This window comes from Amycolatopsis saalfeldensis (genome assembly GCF_900110575.1).
In the GTDB taxonomy this organism is placed as follows: Bacteria; Actinomycetota; Actinomycetes; order Mycobacteriales; family Pseudonocardiaceae; genus Amycolatopsis; species Amycolatopsis saalfeldensis.
Window position 1 is genome coordinate 86831 of record NZ_FOEF01000029.1, and the last position, 17743, is coordinate 104573.

At 70.3% G+C, this 17743-nt stretch carries 18 protein-coding genes; all 18 read left to right on the top strand.

Features of this window, described 5'->3' with window-relative positions; all coding sequences use genetic code 11:
- The first annotated feature begins 529 nt into the window (after nucleotides 1-529).
- The 18 genes from BMY97_RS41215 (at nucleotide 530) to BMY97_RS41295 (ending at nucleotide 17500) form a co-directional block, all read left to right on the top strand.
- On the top strand, nucleotides 530-802 hold the full coding sequence (locus BMY97_RS41215) for a hypothetical protein (RefSeq protein ID WP_091628498.1): 273 nt from the start codon (nucleotides 530-532) through the stop codon (nucleotides 800-802).
- Nucleotides 803-1188: 386 nt separating this feature from the next.
- The gene (locus tag BMY97_RS41220; protein ID WP_091628499.1) at nucleotides 1189-1410 is read left to right on the top strand and encodes a hypothetical protein; all 222 of its coding nucleotides are present in this window, start codon (nucleotides 1189-1191) and stop codon (nucleotides 1408-1410) included.
- A 338-nt stretch (nucleotides 1411-1748) separates the two neighbouring features.
- Nucleotides 1749-2027: a hypothetical protein gene (locus BMY97_RS41225; protein WP_091628501.1), complete on the top strand. Its 279-nt coding sequence runs from the start codon at nucleotides 1749-1751 to the stop codon at nucleotides 2025-2027.
- Nucleotides 2028-2146: 119 nt separating this feature from the next.
- The gene (locus BMY97_RS47530) at nucleotides 2147-2299 is read left to right on the top strand and encodes a hypothetical protein (RefSeq protein WP_177231786.1); all 153 of its coding nucleotides are present in this window, start codon (nucleotides 2147-2149) and stop codon (nucleotides 2297-2299) included.
- 170 nt (nucleotides 2300-2469) lie between these two features.
- Nucleotides 2470-2874, top strand: a complete 405-nt coding sequence (locus BMY97_RS41230; protein ID WP_091628502.1) for a hypothetical protein — start codon at nucleotides 2470-2472, stop codon at nucleotides 2872-2874.
- A gap of 78 nt (nucleotides 2875-2952) precedes the next feature.
- Nucleotides 2953-3399 carry a hypothetical protein gene (locus BMY97_RS41235; RefSeq protein ID WP_091628504.1) on the top strand — a complete coding sequence of 149 codons (447 nt, stop codon included), beginning with the start codon at nucleotides 2953-2955 and terminating at the stop codon, nucleotides 3397-3399.
- 446 nt (nucleotides 3400-3845) lie between these two features.
- Complete coding sequence (locus BMY97_RS41240) at nucleotides 3846-4496, top strand: hypothetical protein (protein ID WP_091628506.1); 651 nt, start codon at nucleotides 3846-3848, stop codon at nucleotides 4494-4496.
- 316 nt (nucleotides 4497-4812) lie between these two features.
- Nucleotides 4813-6072: a DNA polymerase III subunit beta gene (locus BMY97_RS41245; protein ID WP_177231787.1), complete on the top strand. Its 1260-nt coding sequence runs from the start codon at nucleotides 4813-4815 to the stop codon at nucleotides 6070-6072.
- Nucleotides 6073-6358: 286 nt separating this feature from the next.
- Nucleotides 6359-7225 (top strand): hypothetical protein, encoded by an 867-nt coding sequence (locus BMY97_RS41250; RefSeq protein WP_091628509.1) that lies wholly within the window; start codon nucleotides 6359-6361, stop codon nucleotides 7223-7225.
- 309 nt (nucleotides 7226-7534) lie between these two features.
- A complete protein-coding gene (locus BMY97_RS41255; protein ID WP_091628510.1) occupies nucleotides 7535-8416 on the top strand; it encodes a hypothetical protein in 882 nt (293 codons plus the stop codon).
- The gene (locus BMY97_RS41260; protein WP_143086442.1) at nucleotides 8413-9606 is read left to right on the top strand and encodes a hypothetical protein; all 1194 of its coding nucleotides are present in this window, start codon (nucleotides 8413-8415) and stop codon (nucleotides 9604-9606) included. The genes BMY97_RS41255 and BMY97_RS41260 overlap by 4 nt, the downstream gene beginning before the upstream one ends.
- 232 nt (nucleotides 9607-9838) lie before the next feature.
- Complete coding sequence (locus tag BMY97_RS41265) at nucleotides 9839-10369, top strand: hypothetical protein (RefSeq protein WP_091628513.1); 531 nt, start codon at nucleotides 9839-9841, stop codon at nucleotides 10367-10369.
- Nucleotides 10370-10836: 467 nt separating this feature from the next.
- Nucleotides 10837-11748 carry an N-6 DNA methylase gene (locus BMY97_RS41270; RefSeq protein ID WP_091628515.1) on the top strand — a complete coding sequence of 304 codons (912 nt, stop codon included), beginning with the start codon at nucleotides 10837-10839 and terminating at the stop codon, nucleotides 11746-11748.
- 376 nt (nucleotides 11749-12124) lie between these two features.
- On the top strand, nucleotides 12125-12724 hold the full coding sequence (locus BMY97_RS41275) for a hypothetical protein (RefSeq protein ID WP_091628517.1): 600 nt from the start codon (nucleotides 12125-12127) through the stop codon (nucleotides 12722-12724).
- Between the two features lie 362 nt (nucleotides 12725-13086).
- Nucleotides 13087-13482: a WGR domain-containing protein gene (locus BMY97_RS47535; RefSeq protein WP_177231788.1), complete on the top strand. Its 396-nt coding sequence runs from the start codon at nucleotides 13087-13089 to the stop codon at nucleotides 13480-13482.
- Nucleotides 13476-14468: an AAA family ATPase gene (locus BMY97_RS41285; RefSeq protein ID WP_091628521.1), complete on the top strand. Its 993-nt coding sequence runs from the start codon at nucleotides 13476-13478 to the stop codon at nucleotides 14466-14468. The genes BMY97_RS47535 and BMY97_RS41285 overlap by 7 nt, the downstream gene beginning before the upstream one ends.
- The gene (locus BMY97_RS41290; RefSeq protein ID WP_143086443.1) at nucleotides 14465-16285 is read left to right on the top strand and encodes a VWA domain-containing protein; all 1821 of its coding nucleotides are present in this window, start codon (nucleotides 14465-14467) and stop codon (nucleotides 16283-16285) included. The genes BMY97_RS41285 and BMY97_RS41290 overlap by 4 nt, the downstream gene beginning before the upstream one ends.
- 225 nt (nucleotides 16286-16510) lie before the next feature.
- Nucleotides 16511-17500, top strand: a complete 990-nt coding sequence (locus BMY97_RS41295; RefSeq protein ID WP_091628525.1) for an NADAR family protein — start codon at nucleotides 16511-16513, stop codon at nucleotides 17498-17500.
- Nucleotides 17501-17743 lie beyond the last annotated feature (243 nt).

Consider the following 17743-nt stretch of genomic DNA (forward strand, 5'->3'; position numbering starts at 1 on the left):
CAAGCGGCGGTTACCCGCTACCCGTCACGATCATCCTTCGGAACGCCCCATCGGGACCGAGCCACACTGGTCTCCGGCTGCCGAACACGTCGAGCTCATCCCGGGTGACGGCCGGCCCGGCCCACGACCGCCGACCTCCACGGCGTGTGCAATGACGACGACCTGGATGACGCCCGGTTGCTGCCGGGGCTGGTCGACGCTTACCCCAGGGGAGTCTTGGGCGTCGTTCTGATCGACGACGTCACAGCCAGGTCCTGCCGAGGTTCGGCCGGACCTGGCTGCATTCGGCGCTTCGCTCATCACTTCAGGTCTCCCCGCGGCCCGCGGCCTCAAGCGCGCGCCATGCGGTCACGTTTCCCGACCGCCGACCGTCGCGGACGGGTGCCAGAGCAGCAGCCCGATCCGGCTCGCGCAATGCGCCTTCGGCGTCGCTCACGCGATGGCCGCACGCGGCCCCCATGCCCGAACCGGACCGGGCTGCTCAGCCGCCCTCTGTCCACATCGGAGCCAGCAGTCTTCGGGAGAGCAGATGGCCGCACCGAAAAAGCCGCCCGCGCGGCAGCAACCCACCACGAAGCGCGGGAGGTACCTGATCCGCATCGACTACAGCAGTACCTGCGCCCACGTCCTGGACCTCGACAACGGGCGCCGTGTCATCGAGTCCTACGGTCCCGGCGTCGTGCGCCACACCGTCGAAAAGGTCATCGCCTCCGGCGGCTGGGTGCTCACCCCGCCGACCAATCCGGAGTCCTGGGTCGCCTGGGTGGACGGGCGTGAACACCCGATCCACCAGCGCGGCTGACACAACGCGACAGGGAACGGAGTGTTCGGTCCCGATTCCAGGACCGAACACTCCGCCCACGCCCCGCCCACTTCCGTTTCTCCCTGCCATTGGTCTGTCCTGACCCGGCTTCTGCAGCGGCGGATTTCCATCGGCACCCGTCGGGTTGGGGTCGCCGACGCTGACCGACGTCCCGCGGCTGCGCCCGATACCTCACGTGCCTCAGCCGACCGGGTGAGATCGACGATTCCTGCCCCGGCCGCGCTGGGTGCTCGATCCCACCCCGGTCGGCCGAGCACGAGGCCCCGCCCGGTCCGCGGCCGCCAGTCCTGCTGGCGATCACCCCAACCACGGGGTGCCGAGCAAGCCCATCTCGGTGACACGCCTGCAGATCCGGAGCAATGGCCATGAAGAAACCCGCTGACGTAGCACGAGAAGTCGCGCAGATCGCGGGAGGAAATCACCCGCACCGCTACATCACCCGCGCTGTCGAGCTCATCGACAAGTACCGGCGAATCAATTCTGACGTGGAGTCGATTCGGAAAGAACTCATCAAGCACTACGGACTCGCGTCGAAAATGGTGAACCGGGATTTCATCAAAGCCGCCGTCAACGGCCTGAAGGCCTGATCCAGCCCTGCCTCACGGCGCGGCGTCGCGCCCCCGGGAGCCTGGCGGACCCCGCCGGAGGTGCTCGAGGTTCCGGGCGTTGTGACTCCCCGCCGTGTTGAGGGCTCACCGACGCTGACCGACGCCCGCGGCTGCGCCCGAAACGCCGCACACCCAGCCGTCCGGGTGAGACGAGCCTCGCTGCGCTCGGTCGCACGTGCCGCGCGATCCCACCCGGACGGCCGAGCGCGACGCCCCGGCCGGTCCGCGCTCGCCGGCCCTGCTGGTTCCGCCCCCAAGCACCGGGGGCGTCCCCTCGCCGGAAAGCCCGGCGAGCCGAACCAGCGGGAGAACGCCACATGGGCATGAAGGAATTGGCCAAGAAGGCAGCCAAAAAAGCCGCGAAGAAGGTCGTGCAGAAGTCCGTCACGGAGCCTGCCAAGAAGGCCGCGACCAAGACCGCCACCAAGGTGTCCCGCGGTGTTGCGTCGGCGACCAAGCCGCAGGTTGTGAAGTCCACCATCGCGGGCGTAGGCCCGTGCGCCGGCTGCAACAAGCCGTTCGACGGCCGGTCCCACAACAAGCCCGCCTGCTCACGCGCCGCGGCCCGCCCGATGGCACGGATCCACGAACTCTAGGCCGACACACACCTTTTGCCTGCCGGACAACAAATCCGCACTGGAGGTGCGAGGTTTCACCGCGAGACCGCGGCCGTGAAGACACCGAGCCGAACTACATCGTCCAGAAAGACGGCCGAATGATCCCGCGTCAATTCACCCGGAAGGAGGCGCTCAGCACTGCCCAAAACATCGCTGCGGACGCACGCCGGGTGATCGTCCTGAAGGACCGCGGCGGCCCTGCCGGTGTCCTGGTCGTGACGGAGTGGCTGAACGGCAAGAAGGTCATGTAGGCGCACCGTCCCTTGGCCGGCCCGGCGATAACCGGGCCGGCCAAGGGGACAGCGTTGCCTCCGCGACCCGCCGATCCGGCGCTGCAACGTCGCCGCCCACTGCTTCCCATGACGTACTCCGGCATGCCTCCCGCTTTTCGCCCATCCCGACCAGGTAAAGGAAGTCGGTCATGTTCGTTCCCAGCGCCGCGCAGCTCGCCAAGGACTGGGCGGCCCGGGCCGTCGACTTCGGCGGCTACGCCTACTACATGTTCTTCCAGCCGCGGATGCCTGGCTGTACACCCCTGCCTCGAAAGCCAGAACGAGTCGGCGTGCAGTGCTTGTGCCCTTCCTGCGCAAGCGAAGGGTGGTTCGCCCAGTCACCGGCCTGCAATTTCTGGCGTGCCCACTGCGAACTTTGCTCCGGCACCCGCGAGTGGGTGCACTACCCGGCGTCCGGCGGCTGGACTCGCCTGCCCTGCGATCTGTGCGAGCAGGCATGGCAGGACGACGTCCGCTTCTTCCGCGACGCGCTGCGCAGTCCCCGCCGCACCGCGGAGAAGCTGCGCGCAGAAGCCTCCCGACACGCTGCCTGACACGTCACTCCGCCTCGACCGGCGCCCGCCAAAACGCCGGACCACCCCACGAAATCCAGGAAGGACACCGAATCCACCATGACCACCAGCATGTCGAGCAGCCAGCCGAGTTCCGAGCAGGATCCGCCGCTGCTGCACCCCGAGCACCCGCTCGGCGCGGCGATCCTCACCTTCTACCGAGACCTCTGCTGCGCCGAAGGCGCTCCGCTCGGCGAAGAGAACTCGGTGCTGGTGGAGTTCTTGACACGGGTCGGCATCGACACGACCCAGGACCCCGACACCGTCGAGCGCCAGCTGCGCCAGGCCCGCCACCACTACACCGTGGTGGGGCTGCGCGACTACTCCAGCGACGAGTTCTTCGTCGCCGCTGTCCTGCCCGGCAACGTGCCCGCCCTGGACAGCGAAGACGGCGGGAGCGACTTCCAGCGCCATGCGTTCCTGGTGATCGCGGCCGACCCGCAGGACGCGGAGCTTTTCGCGGAGCTGGACCGGGCCGACGATGACGACGAATTCGATGTGGCCTGATCCGTCGTTGCCGATGAGTTGGCCCACCCCGGGAGACCCGGGATGGGCCGGCTGGTCACTACCGACCCGAAGGTCGCCTCGCTTCGCGGGCGAGGTCGCCAAAACAGCGTCCAGCGATGTGTCTACCCCACAGCCCCAGGCGTCGACTCTGGGAAGGAAAACACCTGACCAGCCTACCGCGCCCGCCCGGGCTGTCGGCTGCCCCATCGTCGCGGCGGCTCTCTGTGAGCTTCGATGCCGCATCCGGGGACGCCTGCGTCTGGGACGCCCACCGGAGCACATCGCGGCGGGACGAGCGGCGATGAACCCGCCCGGCGCCTGCGTGGTCACGTCGCAGCGCTCCGGCCCTCGGGGCGCCGGGCAGAACCCCCGCCGGCCTTCGGCTCCCACCCCGCCGTGCTCACCAGGGCCGCGTCCCAGACGCCACATTCCAAGGAGCGCCCCCGATGCCCCAGCCCACAGCACGACCCGACATCGACTTGATTCTCCGCTCGCTCGATGACGCCGTCGCCGACCTGGTCCGAACCGGCCGCCCGAAGACCATCACCGCCGAGCAGAGCTTCGCCGCGGATGCGATGCGGTGGCGCCCCGGCGCCGCGCAGGACCACGCATCCGTCGACGGCCTGCTGATTCCAGTCGACTCGCGCGAGCCGATGCGCCAGGTCACGCTGCCGCGCTCCGCCGACGGCTCCCTGCGTCCGGCGCTGGCGCCCTACCTCGGAAGCACCGTCGACGCTGCCACCTGCCTGCCGACGGTCGATTTCCTGACCAACAACGAAGGGCACAGCACCAATCACCCGCACCGGCACTACAACCGGCGCGCCAGCGGATACCGCATCGGGCTGTGGAGCAGCGTCGTCAACGGCGAGTACCCGTCCACCACGGACGACGTCCGGCTCGCCCACACCATGCTCGAACTCGACCCTCGCCACCTGCCGCTGTTCGGGCCGGTGGTTGTCGTCGGGGTCGACCCGCACACCGGAGGCTGGTTGTCCACCCCGGAACCAATCGTCGAAGAGCTGCTGGAAACCGAGGCCCTGACCCTGCGGATCCGGGCCCTGCTGCGCAGGGTCAACCCCGACTTCCACATCGGGTAGCCCTCTGCCCGCTCCGGCGGGGCGTGCTCGCACCGATCGCGCTCCGCCCGGGTGGATGTCCCGGATCGCGGCCACGCCGATGGTGGCCGACGCCACGGCGTCACACCGGACCTCGCCAGCCCAGCCCGACACGGGAGATCCGGCCGCGGGCCCCGAGGCTGGCCGCGGACTCTTCCGCCGGAACACCCGGTCGGGCGAGCGCGAGGTCCGGCCCTCCGCTCGCGGGCATCGGCCGCGCGGCTGCGGCCCCGAATCCCGGGACATCCACCTCGCCACCGGCTGTCACATCCGGTGGCGCGTCGGGAAGGACACCTCGATGCCCGCGAACTCCGCCGAGATCACCATCCTCACCCCGCCCGGCCCAGCCCAACCACTGACCCTGACCATCGGCCGCAGCGCGCTCGTCGACGCCCTGGCCACGACCGGACTGATCTCGACTCGCGTCGGCCAGCTGGGCTGGGGCGGTGTGCTGCTGGAGGGGCACAGGGATCACCTGGTCGTCACCACCTCCGACGGCCAGAACACGATCAGGGTCGACGTTCCCGACGTCGACACCATGCACGGCCGCATCCTCATCGACCACGTCGAGCTGACGAAACTCCTGCGAGCCCTGGTCAAGGGACGCCGGAAGAAGGACGTCGACGGGATGCGTGCCACGATCGACGGGAGCGACCCGGACAAGCCTGTCCTCGAACTCGACGGCTACGCGGTCCCGCTGGCCGCCGTGCCGATGGACGGCTTCCCGCCACTACCGCCCGACCACACGGTGGTCGCCCAGCTCGACCGCGAGCTGTTCACCGCCGAAGCTGCGCGGGTACTGCGCGCGATCGGCACCGACGACACGCTGCCCATGCTGTCCGGGATCTTGCTCGACGTGGCCGCCGGAGCACTCACGCTGGCCGGAACCGACCGCTACCGCCTGGCCGCCGCCAGCGTCCCGGCGATCACCGCGCCCGCGGACACCACCCGCGGCGGAGCCGTGATGCCCGGCGCACTGCTGGCCAAATACCTCAAGCGCATGACCGGGGACCGGCTGCGTGTGGGCTGGCTGAGCGACCTCAACCCCGAGCCGGAACTGCGACTTCCGCCGTCGGTGTCACTCAGCAGCGGCAACACGACCCTGATCTCCACGTCCACCAGCGCCGAATTTCCTGACTATCGCAAGCTTTTCCCCACCGACCCGCGGGGAAGCGCAGTCGTCGACCGACCGTGGATGCTGGCCGAAACACAGCGCGCGGCCGCGGTGCTCGCGGCGAAGAAGCACCCCGCCGGCCAGATCGCGGTGACACTCGACCCGTTCGAGGTGCGGGTCACGCCGGTACTGGGCGAACGCGGCGAGCAGGTCAGCGCCCCGGGGCGGGACGCCGCCGTCGCCGGCATCCCCGCTCCGCTGGAGTACCTGTTCAACCCCGCGTATCTCGTCGACGCGCTGGAGTCGTTCACCGGGAACCTGATCACCCTGCACCCGACCGGCAGCACAAACCGGCCCGTGGTGTTCACCGACACACCGAGCGAACTGGAGGACCCGGGCGCGTTCCGGCACCTGCTCATGCCGGTCCGCTCGCAGGGAACCTGATCAGGCAACCCGGCGAAGTCCGACCTGTGGCTGTTCCGGCGTTCGGATCCGAGGAGGCCGCCGACGCTAGCCGCCCGGTGCCGCTGCGCACACGCCCCACCAGCCCGGCCGACCGGGGGAGACCAGCCTCGCTGCGCTCGGTCGCCTCCGGCGATCCCGCCCCGGTCGGCCGAGCGCGGCGGCGTGCGCTGCGCGAACACCCGACGGCTCTGCGGAGGGCGCCCTCGAACCCGAGGGCGCCCTCCGCCACCGGCATCGGTGGCCGGCTGACAAGGGGAGTCCCTGCATGGCACGAATCCACGCTGACCTGACCATCGACTTCGACCCGTGCACGGTCCCCGCCTATGGGCTGACCGTGCACGGGCACATCCACGTTCCCAGCAGCCGCCTGCGCGCCCTGTTCGGCGAGCCGACGCGCTCGCTGAGCGGGCACGCGGAGGCGGGGATGTGGGTGCTGGACACCCCGGCCGGACGCGTACCCCTGGCTCCGCGGCGACTGCGCACCCCGCTCGGCTGCGCCACCGGCGTCTCCTGCTGGCTGATCCTCGCCGCGAGCGACGACGTCCTGCCGTGGATCTTCAAGGCGGTGACCGGCTCGACGGCGACCTTCGTGAATGCCGCACGCCGGCACTTCTCTGAGTCGACCCTCGAAACCTTCACCGCCGCCTACGTCAGCTACCTGTTCCTGCGCGCCGACGCCGAGCAGGACTGGTGCCTCCAGCAGGACTGGAACGACCCGCGCTACAAGACATGGCGCCGCCGACCCGAGCAACTTCACCACGCGGCCCGCGAGGTGCTGGCCGTCCTGCACCACTACCAGTGGTCGCAGGCGACCGAGACGCAACGCCAGGCCTGGACCACGATGGGCCGCCCAGTCCAGGGCGGCTCCCAGTCCGACCTCGACCACTGGCTCGAGAACAGCAGGTGGCTGTACTCGCCGACCAAGACCACCCAGTACCCGCACGGCGGCGACCCGGACCTGGCCGGCATGCTGCGCGGCCTGGCGGACACCAGCCGCGAGCACCAGCCCATGCTCCGCGAGATCAACCCGCACCTGGACTTCGATCTGCGCGACGAACACGAGCAGACCCTGCAGGCCCTGGCCGGCACGCCGATCCCAGGACCGGACGCTCTCGCCACCTTCAGCCGCTGATCCCCACGCCTTCCCCGGCCTGCAGCCCACCTGCACGCCGGGGAAGAGCACCCCGGGTCGCCCCGGACGAGGGCGACCCGAGCCTGACCCGCACCGCCGCCGCGCTCGAGGCGCCTGCGCCCGAACCCGACACGGGTGATCCGGCCGGCGACGACATCAGCAACCCGACCGGTTCGCAGCCGGATCACCCCGGTCGGGCGAGCACGGCACCCCGACCTCCGCCAGGCAGTGCCGGTCCGCGGCGGGACGCCCCGACCTGGGGCAGACACCTGCCGGGGCATACCCGGCTCGCGCAGAGCGGAGCCTGTCATGGCCGTCATCCACGACGACCTCAACATCCAGACCATCGCGTGCACCGCGCCGGCGGACGGCCTGTCAACCCGAGGCGCCATCCACGCCAGCTACCACACCTTGACCACCCGCTTCGGCAACCCGGACTTCGGAACCACCGACACCGCGGCAGAGGAAGCCACGCTGTGGATCCTCGACACCCCGGCCGGACGAGCCCACCTGCAGAGCTGGCTCGACGTCCACCACCTGCACGCCCGCCCGCACACCGAGGTCCGATGGAGCATCCAGACCGCCAGCGACGGCGTCCTGCCCTGGGTGTTCAAGGCGGTGACCGGCTCGACCGCGGCGTTCCCGGCCGGCGTCGACCGGTTCGCCCGGACCTCCAGCCGCGAGACCCTCACCGCCGCCTACGTCGACTACCTCTACCTGCGCTCCCAGGCGATGGCGAACTGGGTCAACCTGCAGCACCGCGACAGCCGCAGTTACCGGGAGAACTGGACGCTGCCCCGGCACCTGCTCGGCTTCGCCCTGCAGGTCCAGGAAATCCTGCTCCACTTCCAGTGGTCCCACGCCGACGCCGCCGAGCGGCTGGCCTGGATCGGGGTGGGCAAACCCGCGCTCCCGCCGGCGCCCGACCTCGACCACTGGCGGCGATATTGCCGCTGGCAGTTCGTTCCGGTTCCCACCGAGGCACACCCTGACGGCGGCGACCCGGATCTGGCGGCCAACCTGCGGGAGCGAGCCGAGGACGCCGCGTGGGCACGCGACCATGTCGTACGGCCCAGTGCGGACGGTCTCGTCCGCACGCGCAAGGTCGACCTCTTCGACGAGCACGCCGCCACACTGACCGCGCTGGCCGGCTCCCCGGTGGGCGACCTCGCCGCCGGGAACCGGCGATGAGCATGGACGCGGTCACGATGGACCTGTTCAGCACGGCCCCGGCACCCGCGGCCGAGCCCGTGCACCTGGTCAGCTGGGGACTCGGCGTCGAGAGCTCCGGCTACCTGGTCGAAGTCCTGTCCGACCCCGACCGCCACGGCGTCGACCCGGCGAACATGATCGTGCTCCACGCGGTCGTCGGCAGCGAGTGGACACAGACCTACACCGACGCCGAGCAGTTCCTGTTGCCACTTCTCGCGGACAGGAGAGTCCGCACCGTTCAGCTGGCCCGCGGAGGACCGCGTGACAGCGACGGCATCGTCGTCCTCGACGACACCACCCGCCCGCACCGGGTGAACCGGCGAGGTCCCTGGACTCTGGCCGAGGAATCGAGGCTTTCCGGAACGGTTCCCCAGCTCAGTCATCGACGGTGTTCACTCAAATTCAAAGGATGGCCGCTTGATACCTGGATCGCGGCCAATCTCGGTGGCCGGAAATATGATCACGTCATCGGATACAGCGTGGAGGAAACAGCGCGCGCGAAACGGGATCTCGTGTATGCGACCGCGACCAGGACACCGGTGCATCCCCTGATTTCCTGGGGCTGGACAAGGGAAGCGTGCCTGTCGCGGCTGCTCGCCGAATTCGGCGTGATATGGAAAAAATCCGCTTGTTTTTTCTGTCCGTATTCTGGCGGGCGATCGCTGGAGAACACGCTGACACGAATGCGTGAGAACCCCGACGAAGCAGCGACTGCGCTGCTTCTTGAAGAACCGGCAGTCAAGCTGAATCCGAAATCGAAACTGTACGGGACTCACAGCCTGCTGGAACGACTCGTCGAAGACGGCAACCACATCGCCGTCGACCTGTTCCTCGGCCGCCTCGAACAGCAGCCATGGTCGGTCTACGACGTCCGGCGCATCCACTTCGCCGCGAAGAACGACCGAGCTCGCAAGGGAACGTCCTGGCGATCGGTGCGCCCGCTGTTCACCGGTTCCGCGGCCGAAGCCCGCGCCTGGCTCACGCAGGCGGGCCCGCCGGACCGCGACGATCGCGTGTGGATGCGCCGACAGGACGACGCTGCCTTCTATCCCCGCGGGGAGCACTTCCTTGTCGCCACCACCGCGGGCATCGCGGAGAAACGGCGCGCCTCCTTCGCCGAACAGTGGGCCCGGATCGTCGGCGACACCCTCACGAACGGTCCGCAGTAGACGCCCCGGCGGGCACGGCCCGGATGAAACCGGCGTGGTTGACCGCGCAGGAGCGCAGCAGACCGCCTCCGGGCAGCACCAGGGCGCTGCCGCGCCGCTGACGCGGAAACCCTGGCGCCGACCGAGCCGGCCCGCTGGGCGAGCGCCCGTCCAACGCCACCGCCGACCCGCTCCGGCCCGCCCGCGCGGATCAGGTGGCGCGATCGCTCGTCCATCACGGGGAGAAACAACCATGCGGTACGAGAAGGAACTCGACGCGCTCACTGCCGAGATCCACCGTCTCGGCGATCACTTCGCCGACGTCGTCAACCACGGAGACGACGACACCTCCGCCGCGGAGGCGTGCCGAGCCCAGATCGCCGCCGTGGCCGCACGACGCGACATGCTGAGGAACCTCGGCGGCCCGGCGCTCGACGCTGCCGATGCGGAAATCCGAGAGGCAGCCACGATCTGCGACCGCGTCTACAAGCGCAGCGTGGATTCGGTGACGCTGTCGCTCTGGCTGGCAACCGCCTTGGGAGGAGCGTCTCTGGCCGCCCTCGCCGCGACCGTGTTTCTGGCTCACCCGGTGTGGCCGGTCCTGCTGGTCTGCGCCGTGGTGCTGCTCGGCGTCGCGGGCTGGCGTATCCACGACTTCATCCGGCTGGCCCGCGTCTACTTCCAGGCCGAGAACGCCTCTGAAGCGGCACAGAAGCGGCGCTCGGAGATCATCGCGCGCATTGAGGAAGGCATGACGGCGGCGGCCGAATCCGGCCGAATCTGAGGTACCTGACCCGCTTGCCCTCCCTGGCCCGCGTGCGCGCGCCGTCTTCCCCACGCACCCATCCGGTGCTGGACGCCCGGCAGATCCCCGCGGTCCAGGCGTGACGACACCGGTCCGGGACACCCGACGGTGATCGCCGCCGACCCGGAGCCCGATGCCCCGCCAGCCCGGCCCGGCCGGGTGATCCGGCCTCACGTGCCAGCGGCGACAGACACCCGGATCCGGATCACCCGGCCGGGCGAGCGCGGGTCCCCGGTCTCCGCTGGTCGGCGGCGACCCGGCGGGCGGCGCCCCGGACCAGGGGCGTCCACCCGCCGGACATCGTCCGGCGCCGGCAGATCGGACCCGGACATGGCCGTCATCCACGCCAACCTCACCGCCCCAGCCTCACCGCCCACGACCTCGCCGCCCGCCTGGGCCACGCGCACGCTCGCGGCCGCCGGACTGGCACAGCTGGGGATGGCGTGATGGCGACGGTGAAGATCGCCCGCTTCACCGGCGACCTGAACGCGCACGTGGTGAAGCTCGCGGAGCGAGTCGACGAGAAGTGGCACGCCTGGCACGGACACGGAGACCTGGAGGTGCCCGTGTCCGTGGTGGCAGTGCTGTCGCTGGTGGATCCGCCCGTGCACGAACGGAACGCGGTGGCAGGTGAACTGATAGAGCTCACACCCGAAGCGTTCGCCGACACCGTGCGCAGGCTGTGGCGTCGTTTCGTGCAAAGCCGCCCGGACCTGGTAAACCGAGCCTGGCCACTGATCGAACCGTGGCTGGGCGAGCGGGAGATGACTCCGGAGACGGTGCGGGACGCCCACGCCGTCGCGGTCGAGGTGCTGCGCACCGACCTGTTCGCGCTCACCGACGAGACCCGCTGGGAAGTGGATCTCCTCGGGACCGTGTTGACGCTGGTGCGCACCAAATCGGCACTGCAAGCCCGCGGGCAGTACTACACGCCACCGGAAGTCACCACGCTGATGGCACGGATACTTCCGCCGCCGATGCCCGGCGAGTCGGTGAATGACCCGACGTGTGGAAGCGGCGGCATGTTCCGGGCCGCCGCGGAGGCAATGCGCGCCGCCGGGCACGACCCGGCGACCGTCTCCTGGGAGGGCAACGACCTCGATCACCTGGCCGTCGCGTGCTGCGCGATCAACGTCGTGTTGTGGGGGCTGGGCACGCGCGTGCTGCTCGGCGTCGGCGACACCCTGGCAGCCGACTGGCGCACGCGCGCGATCGCTGAGCGGAACGAACCGATCATCCTGATGCGCCAACTCTCCGCCGTCAGGTCGTTTCTGAAGCTCGACGCCGCAGCGTGCACAGACGCCGAGGAGCCGCCGGAATCATCGGAGACGGAGTCTGCCTCGGGAGACTCGCCGTGAGCGAGCTGCCGCTCATCGCCTGGTGCAGGTTGATCGTGGATCTGTACCTGCCCGCGTCTATCACGAAGCGACAGCGAGGTCCGCGCCGGCTCGAGTGTGGCGGGCTGGGTGAACGGCACCGCCGGACCAGAGCCTGCAGCGGATTGCACCGCCGGGCAGGCCTCGCCGCCTGAGCGGCGCACGCGCGGCGGCGCCAGGGCTCTCCACCCTGGTGCCGCCGCGAAGACGGGCCGATGCCAGCAGAACCGTCCGCAGCGCTGCAAGGGCGCCTTCGGCGTCGCACGCGATGGGCCTGCGGCCCACCCTTTCCGCGCCACGGCGCGCCCCGCTCGCACAGCTCCCCGTCCCCGCAACACCACCCGGAACGGAGAGCCACATGGACCTCACGATCATCCCGCCGCATGGCTATCACGCGGTCGAGCACGCCCGGTGGATGTGGGCCGATCCCGGCTGCGATCGTTGCGACGGCACCGGAATCGTCTGGACCAACGTGTGGGACCACGACATCAACGAGTACGCACCGCTGTACCGCGAGGACAACGACTGCGACTGCGTGTGGACGCCCGATGAGGATGTCCTCGAGGAGCTCGACAGGCGATACCGGGCCAGGGGCAACCCCGACCGTGCGCGGGATGCCTGGGACGGCATCGCGAAGTCTCTCGGTCCCCGCCGCGCTGGCGGCTGGTACTGGAGCAAGTACTGGGGCGCCGGCTACACCGTTGTCTCGATCGACTACTCCTTCTACGACGGCGACCCCGCCAGCCCGAGCTGGAAGATGACGGTGCAGTGGGACGACGGCCACCACACCACCCACTGCACCTCCTGGGACTTCAGCCAGGATTCCTGCGACCGGCCACCTGCGCGCCACCCCGGCCCGGCGCCCATCCCGCCCGAACTGCACTCCGCTACACCAATCGCCGCGTCCCGCCGCGGCATGAGGTCACGACTGATGTCCCTCCTGGGATCACACTGCTGATCACCGCATGATCACCGGCGGATTGACCACCCGCCGGTGCCATGCTCTCTTCTCCCGCAGATCGCGAACATTTCCGTGCCACCGCCGGGTTTCTTGACAGAAACCCGCCTGCATACCCGCCGCCGCGTATCTGGTCGGGGTTCCCCATCGCCCGGAACCCAGCGGCGCCCCGAGTGGCGGCTGATCACCTCGTCCCGCACGCCCGGAACCCGGGCGGCGGCGTTCGCACTCTGCACCACCCCCGGCGGGGTGCAAGCCGCGAAACCCGTGCGGCTTGCACCCCGTACCCGGTGCCGGTGCCCGCCGAGTGCACCCCGCCAACCCGGGCGGGGTGCACAACGCGAAGGGAAGGTGAGCCGGCGGTGAGCGCATCAACCGTCACGGTCCACGCCTGGGAATTGCACATGACCAGCGGCGGAAGCGACAAGTACTACCGACTCCTGCTCGTGGAGAACACGCTGCTCGTCAACTACGGCCGCCGCAACGCTCGTGGCCAGTTCCAGGCCCACCGCAAAGGCACGGCCGAGGCCGCCCAGCGCGCAGCGCGCGACCTGACCAACCAGAAGAACGCGAAGGGCTACCGCCTCAGCCGGGACATGACCGTGTTCGAGGTGCCACAGCACCTGGCGCTCGCTCTGACGACGCCGCCCCCGGGCGGGTACGGAAACCCCGCCGAACAGGTCTGCGACGAGGTCGTCACAACCTTCAAGAACGCGGCCCTGCAGCAGGAAACCGAGCGCGGGGAGGCGTCGTGGTGAGCACCCTCGGCGACGACATGCTCAGCAAGATCGGCCGCACCCCGACCGGATCCAAACTCGCGGAGCCGGACTGGCAAGACGACGACGGAACCTTCGCTGGAGCCGTCTCCACCGCCCCGTCCACGCTGGACCTGGCCGACACCCTTGTCCCGCAAGGCAGTCAGGTTCGCCCCAACGGCGCCACCTACCACCCGCGATCGGTCGCGGAGGTGTTCGAGGACGTCGCACTGCTGCGCTCGGCACGCGATCACCAGGAACACGTCTTGTTCTACGGCCCGCCCGGCACCGGCAAAACGGCACTGTGCGAGGCCGCGTTCGCCCAGGACGCCACCGACGAGCACGACGGGCTGGAAAGCATCGTCGGCACCGCCGACACCACCGAGATGGACTTCATCGGCACCTTCATCGAGGACCCGGCCACGAAGTCCTGGACCTGGCAACCAGGCCCGCTGCACCGCTCCGTGCTGCTGGACGTGCCACTGCTGGTCGACGAGATCGCGCTGATCGACCCGCGTGTCCTCAGCGTGCTGTACCCACTGATGGACGGCCGCGGCGTGCTGCGCTTCCCGATGAACCCGCAGCTGGAGCCGCTGACCGTGGGCAAGGGCTGGTTCGTCATCGCCGCCTTCAACCCCGATGTGCCCGGCGCGCGACTTTCCGAGGCCTTGCGCGACCGGTTCGAGCACCACCTCGAAGTGGGCACCGACTGGGGCCTGGCCGCGAACCTCGGCGTGTCCCCGGACATCATCACGGTCGCGCGCAACCTCGACGAGCGACGCCGCAAAGGCACGCTCGCCTGGTCCCCGCAGCTGCGCAGCCTGCTGTCCTTCGCCCGCCACGAGCAACGCCGCGGCCGCGAGTACGCCCTGGCGAACCTGCTGGGCAAGGTCCCGCCGGATGACCGCGACGTCGTCCACGGCGTCCTGACCCAGATGCTCGGCAAGGTGATTCACCGTCTGGAGCTGGGGAAGCAGGTCGAGTCGTGACCCCCGCCGACGCCACACCGACCCCCGCCCAGCTACGTCTTGTCGTGCGTCTCAACCGCGGGATCAATCTGCTCGCCGGACGTGGTGACCTCATCACGACCGTGCGGTGGAAGCCCGAGCCGGACGATCCGCCCGCCTGGTTCACCCCGGCGACCGGCGAGGTCACCCTCAACGGCCCCGTCGCGCTGGACGGCGCCAAGCCCTCGGAGATCAACCCGCTGACCCCCGAGGGGCGGCTGCGCCACCCGGTGATCATCGGCCTGCTCTGCCACGAGGCCGGGCACGCCGCCCACACCCAGTGGGACAGCCACTTCGGCGACGGGATCGACGTCATCCCCACCCGCGCCGCCGTGCTCCTGGAGGAGATCCGGATCGAGCACCGCCAGCTGCGCCGGCGACCGGGGGACCGGCTCTACCTGCGCGCCGCCAGCCGGCGCGTCATCCTGCCCGGCGCCGACGCCCCGTCGGCGGCCGCGACCCGCTGGCGCGCCGGCCAGGCGGCCCTGCTGACCTCCGGCAGGGTGGACGCCGGCGTGCTCACCACCGGTGAAGTGCGCAAGGTCGCCGCAGTCTGCCGCACGACGCTGGGGCGCAAGGACTTCGACCGGCTGCGGCGGGTGTGGCGCAAAGCGCTGACGGTGCCGGACGGCGACGTCGACGGGCTGATGAAACTGGCTACCCGCTGGGCCGACATCATCGGCGTGGAAGACCCCGCCGATGCTCCGGCACCGCCGTGCGGCCACGGTGTGCTGCCCGACAGTACTGAGGAACCCACTGCGTCGGACCAGGAATCCGGCCGCGACGAGCAGGACGCCGCATCCACCCCGGACGCCGACGAGGACACCGGTGCCGACGAGCTCGAGAAGGCGCTCGCCGAGGCATTTCAGGGTGCGATGGTGCTCGTGGCGGCCTCCGGTGAGCAGGAGGCCGCGGCCGAGCTGGGGCACGACGAGGACTCCGTCCCCGACGACGGCGAACGTCGCCGCGCGCAAGATGCCGCCGAACAGGAGGCCGCTGAGACCGAAGCCGAGCGGGTGTTCCACGGCAACCGCCGGTCCGGTGCGAGCGATCCGCGCGGCGAGCTCCGCCCGCCAACCGCGATCGAGCGCGAACTTGCCCGGCGGACGGGAAAGGCGTTGCGGCGGGCGAAGTTCCGCGAGCGCGGCAAGATCGTCGTGGACTCCGCGGTCCCGCCCGGCCGGTTGCGGGGCAGAGAGGCCATGCTCGGCGCGGCGCAGCGGAGCATGGGCACGCCGATCACGGCCAAGCCGTTTCGGCGGGTTATCCGCAAGGACACCCCCGAACCGCCGCTGACCGTCGGGATCGCCGTCGACATCTCCGGCTCGATGGACTGGGCGACGGAGATGCTGGCCAGCCTGGCCTGGATCGTTGCGCACGCCGCCGCCGAGGTCGACGGGATGACAGCCACCGTCGCCTTCGGTGAGCGCGTCACCGCGATCACCGCCCCAGGTGTCCCGCCGGCCGCGGTGCAGGAATTCGACGCACCCGACGGCTATCACGAGTTCGTCCCCGCTATGCGCGCGCTCGACGGCGCCTTGCAGCTCACGGCAGGCCAGGGCGCCCGGTTGGTGTTCGTGGTCAGCGATGGCCACTACGGCCCTGCCATCGAGCGGCAGGCCGCCGAGGTCGTCGAACGGTTCGCCCGGCACGGCGTTCACGTGGTGTGGCTGGACCTGGCTTCCGAGCACGACACCACGATCGTGCCGCCCGGGGCGATCCCGATCCGGGTCGCCGACATCGGGGAGATCCCGCACCAGGTCGAGGACGTCCTCGTCCGCGCGCTGCGCGTCGCGTGAGGCGTCGGTCCGGGCCTGTGCACCGCGGGTCCGGACCGGTCGTGGCCGACACCGCCGCGGCGGCGCGCTGTTCAGCGGGGGTGGCAGCCCGTGCGGGAGAGCAGCGGCCACCCGGGGCCGGGGCAAGGGCGCTCGCGCGCCGCTGACGCGGAAACCCCTGCCCCGGCCCGAGCACGGCCGCTGGATGCGCGCCCGTCACCGCACCCCACCGAACGGAGCGCGCCCATGCTCGACCTCGTCAACGGCTTCGCCGGCGAGCACCGGTTCCTGTCCAACTTCCACGAGCACCCGCTGACCTGGGACGACGCGGACTACCCGAGCGGCGAGGCCGCCTACAACGCCGGCAAGACTCTCGACCCGCGGCAGCGCGCCTGGATCGCCGCGGCCCCGTCCGCCGGTGAGGCGAAACACCGCGGCCGCCGGGTCCGGCTGCGCCCTGACTGGGACGACCTGCACCGCTACCTCGTCATGCAGCAGGTGATCGCCGCGAAGTTCACCGATCCCGCGCTGGCCGAGCGGCTGCTGGCCACCGGCACGAGCTGCCTGATCGAGCGCAACACCTGGCACGACCAGACGTGGGGCTGCTGCTCCTGCTCGCGGCACCAGCCGATACCGGGGAAGAACCTGCTCGGCCGGTACCTGATGCGCCACCGCGCGCAGCTCGATCCCCACCTCGCCGGGAGGTGGACCCGGGTCGCCTGCACCGGGCACCGCCCACAGGGTTTGCCGCCCGGCAGCGAGCCGTGGCTGGCCGTCGAGCTGCGGCGGATCGCCGCCAAGCTCGCCACCGATCGTGGCATGGAGGTCGCGATCAGCGGCGCCGCCGCAGGCGCCGACCTGCTCTGGGCCGAGGCCGCCCGCGACGCCGACGTCCCGGTGTGGCTGTACCAGCCCTACCCCGGCCACGACCAGCGGTGGAACCACGACTGGCAGCAGCGGCTGCTGGCCGCGCGCCGGTTCGCGTCCCGAACCGACACCCTGGGCACCCGATTCAGCGTCGACGTCCTGCACGCGCGCAGCGAGTGGATGATCCGGGACTGTGACGCGATTATCGCGGTCACAGACCCGACTCGCACCGCCGGCGGGACCGTCCAGGCCTTGCGGAAAATCCCGGCGACCCTGCCGATCATCCGGGTTGACGTCCGCAACCGCCGGACGACGCTGCGCGCTCCGGCTCAAGAACTCCAGACGAAGGCCGATGCGCAGACGTGCTGAGAACTCCTGACAGCACAAGGATGTTCCTGCGCCGCTGACGCGGAACCTCTTGTGCTGTCGGGAGATGCCCGCGCAGGCGAGCGAGAGTTCGCGGCGGAAAGTCTTGCGCCTTCGTGGCCCTGGCGCCCGACCTCGCCGGCAGGCATGGCCCGTTTCCCGCCCGGTGTGGTGTTTGGACGCGCCGAAGCGCAGCAGATCGCCTCGGCGCTGGGCAAGGGCGCTCCCGCGCCGCTGACGCGGAAA